Consider the following 19,967-nt stretch of genomic DNA (forward strand, 5'->3'; position numbering starts at 1 on the left):
TTAATAAGTTCTTCCAAATTTATTTACATTCATAGCAACACGATATCATCCGCATGCGCTATTTCTACATTTTTTGTTTTATGGCCATTTTTTAATAGGGCAGAATCAACTTTTGACTTCGCAACCGCCTGTATAATGCCGTCTTCGTCAGCAATGTGAAACACCTCACCGACTTCAAACCCTTCAACGACCTGCGCGATACCGACTGCCAACAGGCTCTTCCTTCTTCTTAAAGCATCAATGGCACCTTTATCTACTTCTACCAACCCCGTAATCAAACTTCCACTGGCCAACCATTTTTGGCGAGATGAAACTTTCTTCTTTTGCGCCAAACAAACAGTTCCCGTCTCACCGTTCAAAGCTTTCAAAATACCATTTTCCGTTTGCATACTAAAAATGACTACTTTTATTCCCATCTGCGTAGCCAACCGAGCAAAATTCAATTTCGATATCATTCCCCCTAATCCTGCAGTAGATTTTTCCTTTCGGGCTAGTGACAATGTTGATTTATCAATTTCTTTGATTTCTGCTATCACTTCACCTTTTTCATCCAATACACCCGGGACAGAGGTGCATAAAAGTAATTGTTCCGCACCAAAACCTACAGCAATTAAAGTTGCTAACTCATCGTTATCTGAGAATTTTAACTCTTTGTTACTTACCACATCGTTTTCATTTGCAATTGGAATGACATTATTTTTCCACAGCGTTTCATACGTGCTTTTCAACTGCAAAAATTGACCTCTATTTGAAAAATGATGTCGTTCACATAAGCTCTGTGCAAGTGCAATCCCGAACGGCTTAAAATATGTTGCATATTTACGCACCAACAATGGATTCCCAATAGCTGCCGCAGCCTTACGTTCAGCCAATGTTCCCTTGTATTTGGGAATATATTTTTTACCTGCCGCTACTGCACCGGAGGAAACTAAAACAATATTATAATTCGATTGTAATATAGAAGTCTGACGGGCGATTTCCAGTATGATGCGTTCATCAATTTCTCCTTGCGAGGTAACAGATGCCGAGCCGAATTTGATAACAAGAACTGGTTTTTTCATCGTAATTATTATTTCTTCATGCGATGAAGCTTGCAAGAATTAGTTATTTTTCTTTTATGGCATTCATGCAGGTTTCAATTTAAAATTTAACAAAGAGAAATTTCACACTTTTAATAACGTAAAAATAGGCAATGTTATCAATAAAATAAAATTCTACCCGTTATGAAAGCGATACATCTAATCCCATTATGGACATTTGGCATTTTCACCTTTGGATGCCAATCTACGAATACGACCTCTTCCGCAACTGCGGATACGCTAATGACCTCGACGGCTGTCGGCAGCGACACTGATTCGCTGGGTTGTAAAGGATCAGCCGGATATATCTGGTCTCAAATCAAAAAGACGTGTATCCGGCCCTGGGAAGAGGGAATCGAACTTCGCGTTATGAACACCTCGTCGTCGTTTCAGACCGCGGCTTATGTTGTTGTGGATTCCATCCAAAGAGAAGCTGAGGTATTTATGGCAGAAGATCAAAACAGCATTCTCCTAAAACAAATGTCAGCTCAGAATTATTCCAATGGAAATTTCAATCTGACAAAAGAGGATCATTGCTGGACGCTGAGTCTCAACGACACAAAGCTTTATCAAGAACCTATTATGTAGCTCCCGTTTACTAGAAGCGTTCCTTATAAGCTTTTTCCAACGAGAACATTTCGTCCCGAAGTTTTGCAGCTTCCAGGAAATCCATGTCTTTGGAGGCTTTCTCCATTTTCTTCCGCACCGTATCGATTGCTCTTTTTAACTCTTTCTCACTCATATATTCAATGAGTGGGTCGGCGGCAATAGAGGTTGTCGGATCCGGTTCTACATACATTTTTGCTTCTCCCGGTCTGTAGTCCGCAACGGCCGTCTGTTCTAATATCTCTTCACGTGTTTTCCCTACGGTACGAGGTGTAATACCATGCTCCTCATTATATGCAAGTTGTTTCTCCCGTCTTCTGTTGGTTTCGTCTATCGTCACACGCATACTATCCGTCATCTTATCGGCATACATAATAACGCGTCCTTTATCGTTCCGTGCAGCACGACCGATAGTCTGTATAAGAGAACGTTCTGACCGCAAAAAACCTTCTTTATCGGCATCCAGAATGGCTACCAAAGTCACTTCCGGCAAATCGAGGCCCTCCCTCAGCAAGTTGACCCCCACCAATACATCAAATTCCCCTAGCCGGAGACCACGCAAAATATCGACACGTTCTAAAGTCTTCACCTCCGAATGGATATATCGGACTTTGATATTTAGACGACTCATATATTTGGTCAATTCCTCTGCCATTCTCTTCGTCAGCGTCGTAGCTAATATACGCCCACCTCCCTTTATGGCTATCTCAACCTCTTCCAGAAAGTCGTCTACCTGATTTATCGCAGGACGCACTTCAATCACGGGATCTAACAGGCCGGTCGGACGGATGACTTGTTCGACGACGACCCCTTCGGTTTGTTGCAGTTCATAATCTCCCGGCGTTGCGGATACATATATGGTTTGATTGGTCAAAGATTCAAATTCAGGGAAATTCAATGGTCTATTATCCAATGCTGCTGGCAAGCGAAACCCATGCTCTACTAATGATATTTTCCGTGATCTGTCTCCCCCATACATCGCCCGTAGTTGAGGTAAAGTCACATGACTTTCATCAATGACAAGCAGATAATCATCTGGAAAATAATCCAACAAACAGAAAGGCCGCATTCCCGGACTCCGGCCATCAAAAAAACGGGAATAGTTTTCGATCCCGGAACAGTATCCCAGTTCGCGCATCATTTCCAGATCGTAGTTAACACGCTCTTCCAGCCTTTTAGCCTCCAACAACTTACCTTCCTCCTCCAACTGTACTTTTCGTTGTACAAGCTCATCCTGAATCGCCCATATAGACTGTGTAAACTTTTCTTTAGGTGTTACAAAGAGATTGGCAGGAAACAGTGACAAAGCCTCATGCTTGAGAATAGTCTTACCCGTCATCGGATCTATTTCACTCAATTCATCGATTTCGTCTCCAAAAAACGAGATCCTATATGCATTATCTAAATATGCCGGATAAATATCCACCGTATCACCTTTGACACGAAAAGTGCCACGCTTGAAATCCGAAGTGGTCCGTGCATACAAAATTTCTACTAGACGATGTAAAAAAGCATTGCGGGAAATGACCGTACCTACGCCAAACCGAAAGATAGAACGTGAGAAATCTTCTGGATTTCCCATACCATAGATACAAGACACGGAGGATACAACGATAACGTCTCGCCTGCCGGACATCAACGCCGAGGTAGTGGCTAATCTTAATTTTTCAATCTCATCGTTTATCGCAAGGTCTTTCTCTATATATGTATTCGACGACGCAATAAAAGCCTCCGGCTGGTAATAGTCGTAATAGGACACAAAATAATTGACTGCATTATTTGGAAAAAACTGTTTAAACTCACCATATAGTTGCGCCGCTAATGTTTTGTTGTGGCTCAAAACCAATGTTGGTTTCTGTGTCTGCTGAATAACATTAGCAATGGTAAAGGTCTTTCCCGATCCTGTAACGCCTAATAGTGTCTGATACTGTTCACCCTGACGAATACCTGCGACCAACTCCGTTATAGCTTGGGGTTGGTCTCCGGTGGGTTTATATTCTGAAGTAAGTTGAAATTCCATGAAGCTCCCGCAAAAGGATAAAGTTACTATTTTTTGTGATATTTTTTTAGTAAATTGGGGGTAACAAAATCTATAAAAGATGATTACTATACTCTCCAAGCAAAATTCCGTTGTCAATGATTTTATCGCAGAATTGCGTGATGTGAATATCCAAAAGGACAGACTTAGATTTCGTAGAAACTTAGAAAGAGTAGGGGCGGCTATGGCTTATGAAATCAGCAAAACATTGGGTTTTGCTAAAAAAGATATTGAAACACCCTTGGGCATAGCATCAATGAGCACCTTGGAGGAACAACCTATATTAGTCACTATTATCCGCTCGGGGCTACCTTTTCATCAAGGTTTTTTGAATGTATTCGATCGTGCCGACAGCGGATTTATAGCAGCTTTTAGACACACAAAAAAAAGTGGGGAATTTGAGATCCGCAAAAAGTATAGTAACATCCCACCATTAGACGAAAAAACGGTCATCATCAGCGACCCATTAATTGCTACAGGTAAAAGTTTGGTTCTCACATGTAAGGAAATACTTAGTGAATATAACATCAGAGAACTCCATATTGCCTCCATTATAGCTACCGAAGAAGGGATGCAGCATATCCGGGCGTATATCCCCGAAGCACATATATGGACAGGCGATGTTGACAATGAATTGACCAGTAAATCCTTTATTGTCCCTGGACTTGGTGATGCGGGCGACCTTGCTTTTGGGAATAAGGAGTAATGAATATCGAATAAGGGAAAGAAAGGCAGATCGGTGAGGAGAAAACAGGAAATTATTAAAAACATAAAACGAAATTAACAGAAAATGAACATTATAACACGAAATTCAATTAAAAATCAAATGAATTATGGAGTGGCAAAAATACAATGGAGAATACCTGCGGTTATCTATCGCCGATGCTGTTGAAGCGGCAATCCTACGAGAAAAGAAACAAGGAAATCTTCTTAAGGTTTTCATCGGAACAGATTCCCAGGTCAAACGTGGTGTTGTCGAATTCGCTACCGTCATCGTTTTTCTCCGACAGCACAAAGGCGGTTTTATGTTTATCCACAAAGACCGCAAGAACCATAACATGAGTATTAAGGAACGCATGCTCCTCGAAGTACAAAAATCCATCGATACCGCCTATCAGCTCTGCCCTCTTCTGGAACAATATCATATTGACCTCGAAGTACATGCAGATATTAACACGAACCCCACATTTGAATCACATGTCGCGCTAAAAGATGCTATGGGATATATCTTAGGCATGGGGTTTTGTTTTAAAGCTAAGCCCGAGTCGTTTGCCAGCACAAATTGCGCCAACAAACTCGTACAATAAAAGGGCTATTTTTCCTTTATCCCACAAAATTTTCAGTATTATTGTCCTGATATGTACAGTAGGGAAAACAGGAACGACTTGTTAAAAATAGCAGTAATAGGTCCCGAGTCGACAGGGAAATCGACAATGGCAACCTATTTGGCTGATAAATTCAATACCGTGTGCATACCGGAATACGCCCGCTATTATTGTCATAATCTTCACAACCAATATACTCTTCAGGACGAAATTAATATGTTCTATGGCCAGCTCGCTTTAGAAGATGCTTTGCTTCCCTTAGCACAAAATAATATTGTGATCTGTGATGTGACAATAATGACGATCAAAATATGGTGCGATTACCTTTTTGGTGACACACCTCGAGAAGTACAACAAGAAATCCTCAATAGGAAATATGATCTCTATCTGCTTATGGATATCGATCTGCCCTGGGAAGACGATCCGCTGCGGGATTTTCCCGAACAACGAGAATATTTTATGCAAGTGTGGAAGCAGGAGCTCCATGCCATCCAAGGACGCTATCAGATTATCTCTGGATTAGGAGAAGATCGATTAGAGCGTGGCTGGCATGCGGTAGATAACTTCATATTAGGAATTTAAACAGCGAACATTAAAAAACGCCTTCCCTGTAGACCAGAAAAGACGTTTTATTACTTTTAAATATTTTAATAACGGTAAGCCTCAGCCTTATAAGGCCCCTCTACGGTCACACCGATATAGGATGCCTGATCTTCCGTCAAAGTCTCCAACTCAACACCAATATGTGCTAAATGTAGACGGGCCACCTTTTCATCCAGATGTTTCGGCAGCGTATATACTTTCTTTTCGTATTTATCCGTATTCGTCCAAAGTTCAATTTGTGCCAACGTTTGGTTTGTAAAGGAATTGGACATCACAAAAGATGGATGTCCGGTTGCACATCCCAAATTAACCAGCCGTCCTTCAGCCAATAGGATAATATCTTTACCATCAATGGTATACTTATCGACCTGCGCTTTAATTTCAACTTTTGTATTGCCATAATTCGTATTTAGCCACGCTACGTCAATCTCATTATCAAAATGGCCAATATTACATACCACAGTTTTGTCCTTCATCGCTTTAAAATGCTCAGCACGAATGATATCTTTATTACCTGTCGTTGTGACGACAATATTAGCTTCCTTCACTGCATCAGCCATTCGCTTTACTTCAAAACCTTCCATTGCAGCCTGCAATGCACAAATGGGATCTATCTCCGTCACGATGACGCGAACGCCTGCGGAACGAAGTGATTCTGCTGACCCCTTCCCCACATCACCATAACCGGCGACTACAGCGACCTTACCCGCCAACATAAGATCGGTAGCTCTACGAATAGCATCGACCAACGACTCACGACATCCATATTTATTATCAAATTTGGACTTCGTCACCGAATCGTTGACATTGATAGCAGGCAAATGCAATGTTCCTTTTTTATACCGCTCGTACAGACGGTGGACACCCGTTGTTGTCTCTTCGGAAAGTCCCCGGATACCAGAAATCAATTCCGGAAATTGATCAAATACCATATTGGTCAAATCTCCACCGTCATCCAGTATCATATTTAAAGGCTCACGTTCTTCGCCAAAAAAGAGTGTTTGCTCAATACACCAATTGAATTCTTCTTCTGTCATGCCTTTCCATGCGTAAACCGGTATTCCTGCTGCTGCAATAGCTGCCGCAGCGTGGTCCTGCGTAGAAAAAATATTACAGGAAGACCAGGACACGTCAGCACCAAGCTCTACTAGTGTTTCGATCAAAACGGCAGTTTGGATCGTCATGTGCAGACACCCCGCGATACGCGCTCCCTGCAGCGGCTTTGAAGCACCAAACTCTTTTCGCAGGCTCATTAATCCCGGCATCTCTGCCTCTGCTAATTCTATTTCTTTACGTCCCCACTCTGCCAAAGAAATATCTTTTACTTTGTAGGGTACGTACGTGGTTTCTAATGATGACATAATTCTTTCTATTTTTTAAACCACAAAATTACTTGAAAGCCAAGTCAATTCAAAACATTCGATCTGCTTTCTGTATTAAAAGTGACATTATCTTGAGGATAACATCTTGATGAAAGAACCTAAATCCCCTATCTTTGTCCTATTCCTCAAAGAGAGAGAATGACTATTTTTTACTTTTGAATTTTAACTTTTTAATTTAAAGAGAGATGTATCCAGAATATTTAGTAGCACCGATGCGTCAAGAGTTAGTTGATGCGGGCTTCCAAGAATTAAAGACTCCGGAAGAAGTAGATTCTGCAATTCCTTCTGAAGGAACTGTATTTGTTGTTGTAAATTCTGTATGTGGATGTGCTGCTGCAAATGCCCGTCCCGCTGCTAAAGCGGCCGTTAACAACGAAAAACATCCGAGTAAATTGGTTACGGTTTTTGCAGGAATGGAAAAAGATGCCGTAGAGAAAGCACGTCAATATATGTTGCCGTATCCACCGTCTTCACCAGCAATGGCACTTTTCAAAGATGGTAAGCTTGTACATATGATTGAAAGACACATGATCGAAGGGAGGCCTGCACAGATGATTGCGGACAACCTTGTAGCTGCTTTTGATGAGTATTGCTAACGATATTATATTTTGATTTTTTGAATAATAATTAAAAAGCACCATTATAGGTGCTTTTTAAATTTATCCTTTCATCACTCCTATCCCCTTGCCGTCCCAATCGGGGAAAAGCATCTTGTTATCTTTTAGTTTTAGATGTGATGTGGCTACTTCAGAGAAGACAGCTCGAAAATCCGTGGTTACGCGCAAATCGCGACCATCTTCCAGATTTTCTTTGGCCAACATATCAACAGCACCATGAACCTTACCACCATCTACGTGATTACCTAATATAAAGTTACACGATGCACGCCCGTGATCCGTTCCATTCGTCCCGTTTTGATGTACTGTTCGTCCAAATTCTGTCATTGTCATGACCAAGACATCGTCCTGATAAGCTTCAATATCATTCCAAAAGGCCATGATAGATTTAGACAGGTCTCCAACATTCCGTGCAAAAATACCAGTATCCTTTCCTTGATTGAAATGTGTATCCCAACCATTAGATTCCGTAAATGCCACCTCCAATCCAACATCCATTTTAACAAGTTGCGCAATCTGCTTTAATGAATTACCCAAACTACTATTCGGATAAACAGCATTATTGGCGGGTTTATAATTCTTAACCAGATTACGCTGTAGCATCTTCATCGCTTCAAAGCTTTCCTTTCCGGTATCTCGTAAAAGATCATTCTTCGTCTTATCATATAGATCCTCAAAAGTCTTTGCATTTTGATTCAATATCTCTCCCCGACCCTGAATTTTAAAATTCTTTAAATCATTGATAGCTAATGCAGCTTGATCTCCGTATAACGATCTTGGCAAGGAAGGTGTCAAGCTTACAGCCGAAAAAGGAGTAGTTACATTATCATGTCCCAACAAACCAACAGCACGGTTTAACCAACCGCTGGTTGTATTTTTCCGGAAAGGAGTTCCCGATTCCATATAATCCTGTGCATCGAAATGCGATCGTGTCGTATTGGGAGACCCAATGCCATGCACTATAGCCAGCCGTTTTTCACGAAATACAGTTTCAAAAGCTTTCATACCGGGATGCAATCCAAAGCGTCCATCCAGATCGATTAAATTATTCCCCGAACCACTTTTAGCGGCATCCATAAATAATGTGGGTCTCGCCTCCCTGAAATAAGGATCTTCAAAAGGACTTACCGCCATTAAACCATCCATAGCACCTCGTTGAAAAATGCAAACAATGACTTTTCTTTTACTATATAAAGGATTGTTTTTTTCACGTGCTACGGCTTCTGCTACAAAAGCAGGTATGCCACCTATCAAGCCTATTCCAAACAGACCTAATCCTGATGATTTTAAAAATGCTCTACGTGTATACATGACTTAACGTCTTTGAAATTCTGGAGAACCGATAATCAAGCCGACCACCTGCGCCAGCATCGCATTATTCGACTTCTTTCCTTTGGCCATAAGATTTTCTTTCTTGTCGGTTTTCTCATAAAAAGTACCTCCTGACGATTTTTCTATCTTTTGTCGCAAATTCTGTGCAGTTAAAAGAGGAGATAACCGGGATTTTAACACCGCGATATCTGTTGAAGGCAACAAGAGACGTGCAAATACTTCCAGGGCCTCTTCCGCACTTTCAGGCTCCCGATGATTGGTCAACTCCAACAAATCAATATCTACACCCGATGCGTTATTGGATATAGAAGCTAAGCCAAAATTCATCCGATTCAATAAAGAGCCGGTATTAATCCAATAGCTCGACTGATCAGGAAAACCTGTGGGTGCTACATAATAATATTTTTTTTCACCCATCCGGGTAACCCAGTTGACTAGACGGTTCGGATTTTCGATCTGTCCATCTAACGCACGTACCGTACTAATTGCTAATTCAAAAGGTGTTTTCACCTTATCATACATATTTCTTTTGTCCCAAAACTCAGGCGAAGAGACCATGACAGTCAACACTTTTTTGATATCTCCCCCCGATTTCAGAAACGTATCGGCCATTTTGTTAACCAAAGCTTCATCCGGCTTATCATTGACGAAACGAATAGCTATCTTTTTGCAGATAAAGCGGGCCGTTTGGGGTCTGCTGGACAAATACGAGATTAAGTCCGCTCCTTCATTATAGCCATCATTGTTAAACTGTTGTCCTAATACTACTTTTCGTCCTTTATCATGTCTGTTAGCGACGAATATAAAATCTCCATCCACGATGTTCTGATTTTTCATCTTATTATTCGTTGCCGTCATACTCTTAAGCATATTCGGATTTCCATATCCGTTCATTGGATAAACCGTCCAGCCCGTAAATATCCGGGCAGCTTCCGACACATCTTTCTGGGTATAACCTCCGTCCACGCCAAGCGTATGCAATTCCATCAACTCTCTCGCATAATTTTCGTTGATCCCCTTTTTATTTTTGGACTTTGGTCTCTCTACTGTACTGGAGGCATTATCCAGATAAAACAACATAGCCGGCGATTTTGCCGTAGCCAATAAAAGACTTTCAAACTTACCTAATGCATAGGGGCGTATAACGTGGTTCTCGTAGGATGGAATATAGGGTGCAGACTGAGGCTTTGTAAAGGAAACATTAAAATGATTAAACCAGAAATCTGTCATAACTTCCTGTAGCTGATTGGCAGAGAATGCCGCACGCAATACCTTTGTAGCTATAAATTTTCTAAACAGCTCCCCTTCTGGCCGGTAGCCTTTTTCTTCCATGTATTGCTTATAGGCCGCTTTATAAAATTTACTCCGGTTATCCACTGAATCTTTGGGGATAAATCCATCATTAATCATCATGCGACGTACACGCGGCCCCCTCGGATATTTTTGCACAATGGATTGGTTATCCATCAACACATCCGCATAGGGTTCCAATAAGAGCTCCAATTTTTCGTCCGTTTGTTCAGCACGCAGCTGTTTGAAAAACCATTTTTCCAATCCTTCCTTCTGCACATCCCGCACATCATTACTGTTGTATCCATAAGTAAATCGACTCAACAGGTGAATAGCCGCCTGTTCTTTACTCAATCCACTTTGTTTATAAGGGAAGCGTTCCGCTTTCTTTTGGCCGTAAGTAAAATACAGACTAAAGGTTGCCAATAAGAACATCCCTATCATTTTACCCTGCTTTTTCATAACTGTAATATTTTACGTGGACTGTGTACAAAAGTTTATAACAGCTATAAAATTAACGAAAAGTTTTATTAAAAAATACAAAATTTTTATTCCATTATCAACTCATTTATTTGCTTCATAAATTTTTCCGAACCATAATTAGCAAAACCTGTATGGTGGTACCTGACAGTACCACCCTTATCCAGTACAACCGTCGTAGGCAACACGCCGGTGTAAATTTCGCTCGGAACCTTGCCTTTTGTCTGATATAAAGGTACTGTATACTTCTCTTTTTGGAGATAGCGATGTGCGATAGCCATGTCATTGTCTTCGTTGATCATTAAAAAGAAAATATCCGGATGATCCTTAAATTTACCGTACAACTTTTCAATCGATGGAAACTCCGCCCGGCACGGTGGGCACCAAGACGCCCAAAAATTGATAAACACGACCTTACCTCTTAGCGATACCGTATTTCGAATATTACCTTCGCTATCGACAAAATCAAAAGCCACGGTCGATAACCTGTCGGTTTTCAGATTGTTTGTTTCTATTTTTGCATTGAAAAACCCCGTATTCATAAGTTGACGGAGCGCCCATGACTTTGCATCCGGACTGACCAATATTACGATGAGGGCAAGTCCAATGAGTATAGAAGTTCCGTTTTTCCGAAGGTATTGTCGAACTGTCGCTATTTTCCCTTTTGAGTTTTCTTTGTTGTTGTTCATAACTTTTTATTTCTTCTGCTTCTTTTCATGAGTTTTTTTATCGTCTACCAATTTACGCAGAGCTTTTATAATCTGTGGTGGTTTCCTTGAGCTTTTGAATGGAGGGCATCTCATAAATGCAAGGTTTATTTACTCACGATCACTGCTTTAATTTCCTCTGATGGTTTTAAAATAACGTTATCTTCCGGTGAGAGATTGCCAAATACTTCGGTTAAGGTATCTAGGCGTATACCCTCATTGACCGCTATCCGTTTTACTTCGCTATTATTCATCGTTAAAACATACGTTCCCGATTGAGTATTTAAGACAGACCTACTCTGTACCCAATGCGAGGGGCTTTTACGTTGTAATTTCAATTTAACCTGTGCGTAATCGCCGCCTTGCAATTCACCCCTCGGATTGTTCACATCAAACTCCAAGATAAGAGAGCGGTCCTGTTGGTCGAGCAAGCCCGATGTACGTGAAAGTGCGGCATCGAATGTCTTTCCGGGCTGTGAGCTGACCGTAAAAGTGGCTATCATATCCTCATTTACCGATGATGCGTGTTTTTCAGGCAGGGATAAGGTCAGACGCAGCTTATTGCCCTGTGCCATCGTAAACAAAAGCGTGTTGTTTCCCGTTCCCACCAATGCACCAACAGAAACATTCCTCTGCGTTATCACACCGTCAAACGGTGCCGTGATACGCAAATATTGCTGTAACTGTGAAGAGTGTGCCGTCCCTGCTTTGGAAGCGTCATAAGCCGATTTTGCACTTTCCATTGCACTTTTGGCTCTGTCCAATTCAATGTCCGCAACTGCTCCCGTGGTTTTGGAAGCATCAACCAATCTGTCATAAGCCTGCTTGGCGTAGAGATAATCGTTATAAACCTTTTGTTCCGATGATTTGCTCGAAAGGTATTGCTGTTCCATTTCGGGAGCTTCCAATACTGCCAAGAGCTGTCCTTTGCGAACATGGTCGCCTCTATCCACGTACAATCGCTGTACAAATCCACTCACCTTTGCATATACCGATAACTGCTCATAAGGTTTCAGTTCTGCCGGAACCGATATTTCGTATTCCGGATTGATGAACTGTACGGGAGCCGTCGGGTAACTAACCGATTTTACCTTTTCGGTCTGCAGCTGTTTTTTTTCGGTCGCTTTTTGCGAACAAGCCGAAAGGACCAATACCAACGAGGCTGCCATAGCCAATAGTGCTACTGATTTTTTATGTATTGAAATGTTGTGATACATTGTCTTATTGTTTTAATGTTTATAATATCATTTGTTTATTTGAATGCTCTACATAATGCTTGCTTTCGTTGTCATCCGGATCCAATGACGGGCTGATAATGGAAGTTCTCGACATTAGAGATGAGAAAAAATGCGGAACCAACAGCAGTATGGTCACTGTGGAAGCGACCAACCCACCGATAACGGCTCTGCCCAGTGGTGCCACCTGCTCCCCTCCGTCACCTAAGCCTAATGCCATTGGCAACATTCCGGCAAACATGGCGGCAGCAGTCATCAACACGGGTCTCATTCGGGAGGATGCCGCCAGACGTGAAGCGTTCGCAGGCTTAAGTGCCAATTGTTTGCGGTAGTATTCTGCCTGATTGACCAGCAGTACGGCATTCGATACCGATACACCGAGCGACATAATAATACCCATATAGGACTGGAGATTTAACGTGCTTCCCGTTAGGAAAAGCAGGGTAAGACTTCCCGCAACCACAGCAGGCAATACAGATAAGATCACTAATGGCACTTTAAAGGACTGATAGTATGCGGACAACATCAAAAATATAACAACAATAGCAACGCCCAAGCCAGCTAAAAGACTACTTAATGTATCGTCCAATAACTGTAAAGTACCTTCTGTCCAGACCGTAGTACCCCGGGGTGGTTCTCCTGCGTCGGCAATGGCCTGATTAACGGCTGCCGAAGCAGTTCCCAGATCTTTCCCATACACATTGGCAACAACAGTAACGTACCGATTTGGTCCTTTACGGTTGACCTGTGCAGGAGCCGTTGTTCGGCTTATGGTCGCCACATCTTCAAGAACCGGACGAAGACTCCCCGCTTTCAAGGGTAAAGAACGCAGTCTTTCTTCGGATTGCATAATCCGTTCGGGTATCTGCACCTGTACCTGGAACACCAATCCCGATACCGGATCGATCCAGAGGTTCTTGTCCGTAAAACGAGTGGATGATGTGGCCGTAACCAAGCTCCGGGTAATATCCTGCATCGTCAGCCCAAACTGTCCGGCAAGGTCACGGTTGACCTCGATTTCCAACGTAGGGTAATCAATGGGTTCCGCAATGCGGACATCCCGTAAATAGGGAACGTTTTTTAGGTTGGCCTCAATCTTGGATGCGTGCGCATAAGCCCCTTTGACCTGTCTGGAGCCTACTTTGACCTCAATGGGCGTCATTGCCCCCTGCCCCATGATCTTCTCGGTCAGCTCCATCGCTTCAAAATTAAAAGCGACTTCGGGATGATTCTCATTGATCTTCTTCCGGATCAGTTCCTTAAAGTCTTCTATCGATCCTTCATACACTTCCTGGTTGACGGATACCTGTAAGACCGCTTCATGGGAAGAGTTACTGAAAAGAAAAATGGGGTTGATGGGTGAGCCCGCTGGGTGCATACCCACAAAAGCAGAAGTAATGTTCAGACCATTTTCAGGAAGTTCTGCTTTGATATCCTCCGTAATATCTTTGACGATCTGCTCGGTTTTTTCGATCCGGCTTCCTTGCGGAGCCTGAATACGTATCTGAAAGTCGCCATTATTCGAAACAGGCATAACATCCGTGCCCACGACGTTCAGCAATAATGCAACGATGCCACCCGCAATCAAGATATAGATAGCAAAAAGCGGCAGTGCTTTCGTTGACCATGTACGCATACGGTAGGAATAATTTATCCGGAATTTTTCAAAGAATGCCCGTTTTCTCGGTGTATTGGCTTCTTTGTTATGCTTGCTCTTCATCATCCAGTTTGCTAAAATCGGAACAAAGGTCTGTGAGGCTAAAAAAGATGCGATCATGGCAAATGCCACCGCCAACGACAAAGGCATAAACATATCTTTCGGAATGCCTGTCATGATAAAGGCGGGAGTCAGCACTGCAAGGATGCAAAGCAATATCAATAGCTTAGGAATAGAAATTTCATACAGTGCATCAATGATGGCCCGTGATTTGGATTTACCCATCTCCATGTGCTGATGGATATTCTCTATCGTAACCGTGGCTTCATCCACCAGGATACCGATGGACAGCGCCAGGCCGCTCAGGGTCATAATATTGATAGTCTGCCCTAAAAGGTGCAATACCGAAACAGCCGACAAAATCGCTATCGGAATGGTAAATACAACAATGATTGCCCCACGGGTATCACCTAAAAATAAAAATATGACCAAGCCCGTGAAGACCGCTCCTAAAATACCCTCCAAAATCAGATTGGAAAGGGCCCGTTCGATATAAGTCGATTGGTCAAACGCATAACTGACCTGTACATCCTCGGGCAATTGGCTTTTCAATTTTGGTATGGAGGCTTTCAGGTTTTCAACAGCTTCCAGTGTAGACGCATCCGCCTTTTTAATGATAGGCAAATAAACCGATCTTTTCCCATTGACAAGGGCATATCCCACAGTCTGGTCGGCTCCGTCTTCCACACGGGCCACATCGCCCACATATACGGTACGGTTATCGTTTGTTTTTATAGGGGTTTTCAATAATTCTTCCGGACCTTTTGCAATCGAATTAATCGGTGCCATCAGGTTCTCATCTCCTATACGGATATTTCCCGCAGGGGATGGAAGACTGTTTTTGGTAATGGCTACCGTAATCTCTTCCGGACTTAATCCATTCGCCTGCATCGCCTCAGGGTCAATGTTCACGATTATCGAACGTATATTTCCGCCAAAAGGAGCCGGAGCCGTAATACCGGGAACCTCGACAAACATCGGCCTTATCCTCGTAATAGCCAACGTCTGCAGTTCATTGACGGATCGCTGGTCACTTTCGAAAACCAATTGTCCGACGGGAAGCGAGCTCCCATCAAAACGCACCACCATCGGCGGCACAGCACCGGGCGGCAGAAAGCCCATTGCTCGGGAAACTGACGTCGACACCTCGCCGGCAGCTTGTGCCATATCGGTTCCGGGATAAAAGGTCAGTTTCATCAGGGTCAATCCTTGTACACTTTTGAAATCGATGTTTTGCACACCACTGACGAACAGGAGTACTTTTTGGAACTCGTTCGCCATAAACCCGTCCATATATGCCGGAGAAAGCCCTCCGTAGGGCATGGCGATATACATCACAGGTAATTCCACTTCGGGGAATATATCTACGTTTATTTTTTTTACGGTATTATAGGAAAAGAAGCCAATTGCCAATACGGCAACCATAATTGCAATTGGCCTTCTTAACGCAAATCTTATCAGGTTCATAGATAATCATTAAAGGTTGTTAAACAAAAAACCAAAATCGGCGGTCAGTTCCGCCTCGTAAGCAAGGAGCATCCAATAATCACGAGAGGCTTCTATATGGGCATTTTCTGCCTGTTCCAGCAAGATGCGGATCTGTAAGAGTTCGCTCAGTCCGATCAGCCCGCTTTTATATCTTGCCAGATACATCTTGTATGCGTCTTCAGACTGCCTTACGGAAAGCCTTGTTTTCCGGAGCTGCTGGTACTGTTGCCCGATCTTGGTCTGTGATGCGGATAAGTCTGCCTGCATTGCCTGTTTATACTGCGTTTTGAGTAATTTGGCACTTTCAGCTTCTTTAAAAAGCTGTTCGCTTTTTAGCCGAGTGGTATGCAGACTGGTGATATTCCATGTGATACCGATACCTGCCAAAAAGTTGTTGGTCATATTACTAAAACCGTCTTTCCACGCCCCAGATACCGTCCCGTTCGGACCAATGCCCGTACCCCGGTGGGCATAACCTCCCAATAGGCTGATGGTAGGTAACGAGGCTCTTTTTTTTGCCTGACCGCTTAACGTGTAATATTCGGATTGTTTATCCAGTGCATCCAAAATGGGATGCGAAGAACCAACGGAGTTCTCCGTATTTTGATAAATAGCGGACGGATTAGTGAACCTTTCTGCAGAAGCCGTATAATTAAGCGTTTCATCGCCGAACAACTCCAATAATTTGATCAAAGCAGCCGCTCTAAAGCCACTCCATTTATTATTTTCGCCCATCGCTTGCATATAGGACGATGAGGCGAGCAGACTGTCGGCTGCGGGTCTAAGTCCTGATGCGGATAGGCCCGAAGTGATTTTGCGAATATCATCCAAACGCTCTGCATTCTTTTCCGTCCAGATCAGTTTGGCATCATTATATAAAAGCGTAATATACCGTTCTGATAATGTCTTTTTCAGATTGAGTATATAGGCATCTTTATCGCTGACCGATTTATCGTACAAAGCTCCGGCGGCTTCGATTTGCTTGCGCAGCTTCCCGAAAGAAAATAATTCCCATTCAATGATGGTAGAACCAAAGGTATTGGCTGCCGTAGAACTGCCGTCTATGGCTACCGATAAACCGCTTACATTGAAAAAACCTGCCTGCGAAAAAAAAGCTCCTGCACTCCCTTCGTAAGTACCATAGGTATTCTGTGCCTGTGCTTTTACCTGTGGGAGCATATTGCTCTTGACTACCTGCTCATTGAGCTTTGCGGCATCCATCGCAGTCATCTTTACACCGATACCCGGATAGTTCTCTTCGACTTTGGGCCATAGAGAGCCCAAAGTATTCTCTTTTGGCTGTTGTCCGTATAATGTGGATGTAACAGCCATGGCAAACCATATAGACGTGTTTACCATAGTCTTTTTTACCATGATTACAATAAAGTTTTAAGGTCATTAGACCTGCGATTATCTTAATTGACAATTGAGAGGATGCCCTTATTCTCGGCATCCATAGAAAAAAGACTAGGCGTAGAAGGGGATGATCAATTTGCGATATTCCAAGAAGAGAGGAATGGGCTTAGGAATTCTTTTACTGTCCTGATAAAGGGGATGATTGTTTTCTTTGTTTTCCCAGCGGAAACTCAACAGAAAAAAGAGAAACGCTGGAAAGAAAAATACAGCTAATATGTTTTGGGAAAACTCAAAGCCGCCTTTTTGTATCGTTACGCTATCCACTACCTGCTCATATTGGCAGCTATTCCATATTTGGGAAACATATTGTTTTCCGTTTTGCTTATGTGGACTTGACGATTGTTCGGTGGTATGTAGAGCCAATAACTGCTTTATACTTGCTTTCACCGCACAGGACGATAACAACAAACACAACATTGCGACGACACGCGTTAAGGTTCGCACGCCCCGTAATCTATATGTATGGTTATGTCTCGACATATCCTGCAATAATAGAGCTTTTGTAGGAGATATGTATGTAAAATTCGTATGACATCTCCTATTACATCAACATTTAGTCTATCTATGAAGGGATATTAACCTTAGCAGGGGTCGTTTCTAATTGTATATTATTTTTATCGGGCAAGTTCAACACTTTCGCAAAGGCATTTGCCGCATTATGCACTTGTACTGTCCAGTCTTCTGCTGCGCCGTCATCGGCACCGTCCGAAATATATTTGAGGCAGAGAAATGGAATATTTTCTTTACTGGCCACCAAAGCCAAGGCGTAAGCCTCCATGTCCACGATATTATAATGTTGCACAGCATGGGCCATTTCGAAATTATCCCCTGTCCCGCAGATAGCTGCAGGCAGTGCTTCCATGTGTAAACCATACTCAAGGAGGGTAGGAATACCGGAAAGGGGCGTCTCGTAGAGTTCAAACCCTAAGGCTCTCACGTCCATGTCCCGTTGGATAAATTTGGTACAGCAGACCACATCGCCTTTTTGAAATTGGCTGCTTCCTGCCGAGCCTAAATTTACAATCAGCTGCGGTCTTTCCTGTCTGATCGCTTTCATCAGCTCGTATGTTGCACTAACCTTACCAATTCCACAGATCAAATGGTTATATGCTGTGAATATATCCGCAGCTTCGGATGCTAAAGCAAAGGTAAATAGCACATTTTCAAGGAAAAAAGAATGGTTGTGGTCTATCCGTATCATACCGCTTTATATAGATCAGCCGTAAAGCTACCTATTTTGTTATTAATATTTTCTATTTTCCACCAGCGGTTAAGCTTATTTTAATGATAACCCGCTAAATGGGCATTTTTCCTCAGTGGTGTAAACTCTTCCACTATACTGAAATATTTCAGAGCGGTCGCCGAAATCAGCAAGCATAGTGTTGACAGATCCAGAAAAATTCATATCTCTTTTTCTTACAATGGCCTTCAGCTTGTCGTAGAGACCTTTTTTTCTCAAATCTTCAAACTGAACATGCGGATTGAAGACTATTGCGGGAGCGGGAAACTGACGTGCGGGGCGGCTACTACCGGGATGTAAGCCGATGATAAAGAAAGCCTCCTGCATCAGACTAAAACTAAAGTTTTCTGACTGCGGATCTTCGCTGACTCTTTTATCGTGTGCAAAATTCTTAGCGTCCAAAGCACGGAGAGCTTTCAAACGCTGAAACAAAAAGATTTCAAACTGTTTCTCGTCGAGGGGCTCCGTGAAGGGGAATAAAACGACCGCACTGTGGAAACCCTTTTCACGATTACGAAATTGTCTTGTGAAATTATATATAAATTCTAAGATTCTTTCATCATCTTTCGGACAAGCGATATGCCCTGCACTTAGAAATTTAATATTATCTTTGTTCAGCGCATCTTTAGCGGCCACACATGGAAATGTTTTATCGGATATCATTTCTTTGAAAGCGTTTATCACATCTGCCATAATTTCCTTATTTTTTGCACCAATTCGCAGCGCAGTTCCTATTCGCCGTTATTTAAAATTTCATAACCTATTGGCTTAAATGAATTGTTATTGGACATTTCGGCCGAACATGCAGTTATTCCTACAATTAGATCCATCTGTGCGTGCAATATCACGTAATCATTAGCTTTGCTCCTTGGCGGATGAACACCTATTTTGCCCGTAAGACCATCAACCGACACATTCATAAAAATGTTAAAGCAGATCGGAATCTGGTCTGGCATGATTCCAAACGGGTGTAATGCCTCACTAAGATTACCGAAACAACCCCTATGTGGATTGGCATGCCCATAAATAATTCGAAAAGTATCCGCGCTACAAGGAGTAAGTAAAAAATCATGTTTACCAACAGTATCTTCTTCCATAGTAAACATGACATTGCTTAAATTAGAATAAAACTTATTGCCTTGCGTTAGAAAAATGGTCTCTTCATAATCAATCGTCCGCCCACTAGATAAATATTCTAACGGATTAGCATGATTAAAGCATATGAAATCCGAGACCTGTTCACCTTTTATATCGTACACTTTTAGACGTTCGTTTTTTTTCAGGATAAATGCCGTTCCGCTACGGGGAGGTATAATATTCATTATTTTAAAATTTTAAAAAGCAACCTATAGATGTAATGCTACCTGACAGAATATAGTTTATATATGTTTGTCAGGCCCTTTCAGAAGAAC

18 protein-coding genes are annotated in these 19,967 nt (G+C 42.4%); 5 read left to right on the forward strand and 13 right to left on the reverse strand.

Annotated elements, in window-relative coordinates; genetic code table 11:
- Positions 1-29 precede the first annotated feature (29 nt).
- A complete protein-coding gene (gene proB / locus G5B30_RS12910) occupies positions 30-1,061 on the reverse strand; it encodes a glutamate 5-kinase (protein ID WP_165320407.1) in 1,032 nt (343 codons plus the stop codon).
- Between the two features lie 162 nt (positions 1,062-1,223).
- Here proB and G5B30_RS12915 point away from each other — a divergent pair, with 162 nt between their 5' ends.
- On the forward strand, positions 1,224-1,667 hold the full coding sequence (locus G5B30_RS12915) for a hypothetical protein (protein WP_165320408.1): 444 nt from the start codon (positions 1,224-1,226) through the stop codon (positions 1,665-1,667).
- A gap of 10 nt (positions 1,668-1,677) precedes the next feature.
- On the opposite strand, the gene uvrB is transcribed toward G5B30_RS12915, so the two are convergent.
- Positions 1,678-3,705: an excinuclease ABC subunit UvrB gene (gene uvrB / locus G5B30_RS12920; RefSeq protein ID WP_165320409.1), complete on the reverse strand. Its 2,028-nt coding sequence runs from the start codon at positions 3,703-3,705 to the stop codon at positions 1,678-1,680.
- A gap of 79 nt (positions 3,706-3,784) precedes the next feature.
- On the opposite strand from uvrB, the gene upp reads away from it, so the two are divergent.
- From upp to G5B30_RS12935, 3 genes are all read left to right on the forward strand, one after another.
- The gene (gene upp, locus G5B30_RS12925; protein ID WP_165320410.1) at positions 3,785-4,429 is read left to right on the forward strand and encodes a uracil phosphoribosyltransferase; all 645 of its coding nucleotides are present in this window, start codon (positions 3,785-3,787) and stop codon (positions 4,427-4,429) included.
- A 127-nt stretch (positions 4,430-4,556) separates the two neighbouring features.
- Positions 4,557-5,030, forward strand: a complete 474-nt coding sequence (locus G5B30_RS12930; RefSeq protein ID WP_165320411.1) for a ribonuclease H-like YkuK family protein — start codon at positions 4,557-4,559, stop codon at positions 5,028-5,030.
- 51 nt (positions 5,031-5,081) lie between these two features.
- Positions 5,082-5,630, forward strand: coding sequence for an AAA family ATPase (locus G5B30_RS12935; protein WP_165320412.1), 549 nt, complete (start codon positions 5,082-5,084; stop codon positions 5,628-5,630).
- Between the two features lie 65 nt (positions 5,631-5,695).
- Here the strand turns inward: G5B30_RS12935 and ahcY are convergent, their stop codons facing one another.
- The gene (ahcY, locus tag G5B30_RS12940) at positions 5,696-7,012 is read right to left on the reverse strand and encodes an adenosylhomocysteinase (RefSeq protein WP_165320413.1); all 1,317 of its coding nucleotides are present in this window, start codon (positions 7,010-7,012) and stop codon (positions 5,696-5,698) included.
- A 206-nt stretch (positions 7,013-7,218) separates the two neighbouring features.
- Here ahcY and G5B30_RS12945 point away from each other — a divergent pair, with 206 nt between their 5' ends.
- Positions 7,219-7,629 (forward strand): BrxA/BrxB family bacilliredoxin, encoded by a 411-nt coding sequence (locus tag G5B30_RS12945; protein WP_165320414.1) that lies wholly within the window; start codon positions 7,219-7,221, stop codon positions 7,627-7,629.
- Between the two features lie 63 nt (positions 7,630-7,692).
- Here G5B30_RS12945 and G5B30_RS12950 read toward each other — a convergent pair whose 3' ends face one another.
- The 10 genes from G5B30_RS12950 to G5B30_RS12995 form a co-directional block, all read right to left on the reverse strand.
- Positions 7,693-8,961 carry a DUF1501 domain-containing protein gene (locus G5B30_RS12950; protein WP_165320415.1) on the reverse strand — a complete coding sequence of 423 codons (1,269 nt, stop codon included), beginning with the start codon at positions 8,959-8,961 and terminating at the stop codon, positions 7,693-7,695.
- A gap of 3 nt (positions 8,962-8,964) precedes the next feature.
- On the reverse strand, positions 8,965-10,734 hold the full coding sequence (locus G5B30_RS12955) for a DUF1800 domain-containing protein (protein ID WP_165320416.1): 1,770 nt from the start codon (positions 10,732-10,734) through the stop codon (positions 8,965-8,967).
- 86 nt (positions 10,735-10,820) lie between these two features.
- On the reverse strand, positions 10,821-11,441 hold the full coding sequence (locus G5B30_RS12960; RefSeq protein WP_165320417.1) for a TlpA family protein disulfide reductase: 621 nt from the start codon (positions 11,439-11,441) through the stop codon (positions 10,821-10,823).
- A gap of 125 nt (positions 11,442-11,566) precedes the next feature.
- Positions 11,567-12,676, reverse strand: coding sequence for an efflux RND transporter periplasmic adaptor subunit (locus G5B30_RS12965; RefSeq protein WP_165320418.1), 1,110 nt, complete (start codon positions 12,674-12,676; stop codon positions 11,567-11,569).
- A gap of 19 nt (positions 12,677-12,695) precedes the next feature.
- The gene (locus G5B30_RS12970; protein WP_165320419.1) at positions 12,696-15,878 is read right to left on the reverse strand and encodes an efflux RND transporter permease subunit; all 3,183 of its coding nucleotides are present in this window, start codon (positions 15,876-15,878) and stop codon (positions 12,696-12,698) included.
- A gap of 9 nt (positions 15,879-15,887) precedes the next feature.
- Positions 15,888-17,273, reverse strand: coding sequence for a TolC family protein (locus tag G5B30_RS12975; protein WP_165320420.1), 1,386 nt, complete (start codon positions 17,271-17,273; stop codon positions 15,888-15,890).
- 93 nt (positions 17,274-17,366) lie between these two features.
- On the reverse strand, positions 17,367-17,795 hold the full coding sequence (locus tag G5B30_RS12980; RefSeq protein ID WP_165320421.1) for a hypothetical protein: 429 nt from the start codon (positions 17,793-17,795) through the stop codon (positions 17,367-17,369).
- Between the two features lie 82 nt (positions 17,796-17,877).
- Positions 17,878-18,516, reverse strand: coding sequence for a 5'-methylthioadenosine/S-adenosylhomocysteine nucleosidase (locus G5B30_RS12985; protein ID WP_165320422.1), 639 nt, complete (start codon positions 18,514-18,516; stop codon positions 17,878-17,880).
- 75 nt (positions 18,517-18,591) lie between these two features.
- On the reverse strand, positions 18,592-19,290 hold the full coding sequence (gntA, locus tag G5B30_RS12990) for a guanitoxin biosynthesis heme-dependent pre-guanitoxin N-hydroxylase GntA (protein WP_317164348.1): 699 nt from the start codon (positions 19,288-19,290) through the stop codon (positions 18,592-18,594).
- A complete protein-coding gene (locus tag G5B30_RS12995) occupies positions 19,287-19,877 on the reverse strand; it encodes a DUF1989 domain-containing protein (RefSeq protein WP_165320424.1) in 591 nt (196 codons plus the stop codon). Before G5B30_RS12995 ends, gntA begins: the two co-directional genes overlap by 4 nt.
- Between the last annotated feature and the right edge of the window lie 90 nt (positions 19,878-19,967).

The sequence above is a fragment of the Sphingobacterium sp. SGG-5 genome (genome assembly GCF_011043525.1).
Lineage (GTDB): Bacteria > Bacteroidota > Bacteroidia > Sphingobacteriales > Sphingobacteriaceae > Sphingobacterium.

Excerpts from the sequence above, each read along its gene's own strand:
- G5B30_RS12945 (WP_165320414.1), top strand. The coding sequence starts at position 7,219 with ATGTATCCAGAATATTTAGTAGCACCGATGCGTCAAGAGTTAGTTGAT.
- G5B30_RS12915 (WP_165320408.1), top strand. The coding sequence starts at position 1,224 with ATGAAAGCGATACATCTAATCCCATTATGGACATTTGGCATTTTCACC.
- G5B30_RS12935 (WP_165320412.1), top strand. The coding sequence starts at position 5,082 with ATGTACAGTAGGGAAAACAGGAACGACTTGTTAAAAATAGCAGTAATA.
- G5B30_RS12995 (WP_165320424.1), bottom strand. The coding sequence starts at position 19,877 with ATGAATATTATACCTCCCCGTAGCGGAACGGCATTTATCCTGAAAAAA.
- G5B30_RS12960 (WP_165320417.1), bottom strand. The coding sequence starts at position 11,441 with ATGAACAACAACAAAGAAAACTCAAAAGGGAAAATAGCGACAGTTCGA.
- uvrB (WP_165320409.1), bottom strand. The coding sequence starts at position 3,705 with ATGGAATTTCAACTTACTTCAGAATATAAACCCACCGGAGACCAACCC.
- G5B30_RS12970 (WP_165320419.1), bottom strand. The coding sequence starts at position 15,878 with ATGAACCTGATAAGATTTGCGTTAAGAAGGCCAATTGCAATTATGGTT.
- G5B30_RS12985 (WP_165320422.1), bottom strand. The coding sequence starts at position 18,516 with ATGATACGGATAGACCACAACCATTCTTTTTTCCTTGAAAATGTGCTA.
- proB (WP_165320407.1), bottom strand. The coding sequence starts at position 1,061 with ATGAAAAAACCAGTTCTTGTTATCAAATTCGGCTCGGCATCTGTTACC.
- ahcY (WP_165320413.1), bottom strand. The coding sequence starts at position 7,012 with ATGTCATCATTAGAAACCACGTACGTACCCTACAAAGTAAAAGATATT.
- G5B30_RS12980 (WP_165320421.1), bottom strand. The coding sequence starts at position 17,795 with ATGTCGAGACATAACCATACATATAGATTACGGGGCGTGCGAACCTTA.
- G5B30_RS12965 (WP_165320418.1), bottom strand. The coding sequence starts at position 12,676 with ATGTATCACAACATTTCAATACATAAAAAATCAGTAGCACTATTGGCT.
- upp (WP_165320410.1), top strand. The coding sequence starts at position 3,785 with ATGATTACTATACTCTCCAAGCAAAATTCCGTTGTCAATGATTTTATC.
- G5B30_RS12975 (WP_165320420.1), bottom strand. The coding sequence starts at position 17,273 with ATGGTAAAAAAGACTATGGTAAACACGTCTATATGGTTTGCCATGGCT.
- G5B30_RS12955 (WP_165320416.1), bottom strand. The coding sequence starts at position 10,734 with ATGAAAAAGCAGGGTAAAATGATAGGGATGTTCTTATTGGCAACCTTT.
- G5B30_RS12950 (WP_165320415.1), bottom strand. The coding sequence starts at position 8,961 with ATGTATACACGTAGAGCATTTTTAAAATCATCAGGATTAGGTCTGTTT.
- G5B30_RS12930 (WP_165320411.1), top strand. The coding sequence starts at position 4,557 with ATGGAGTGGCAAAAATACAATGGAGAATACCTGCGGTTATCTATCGCC.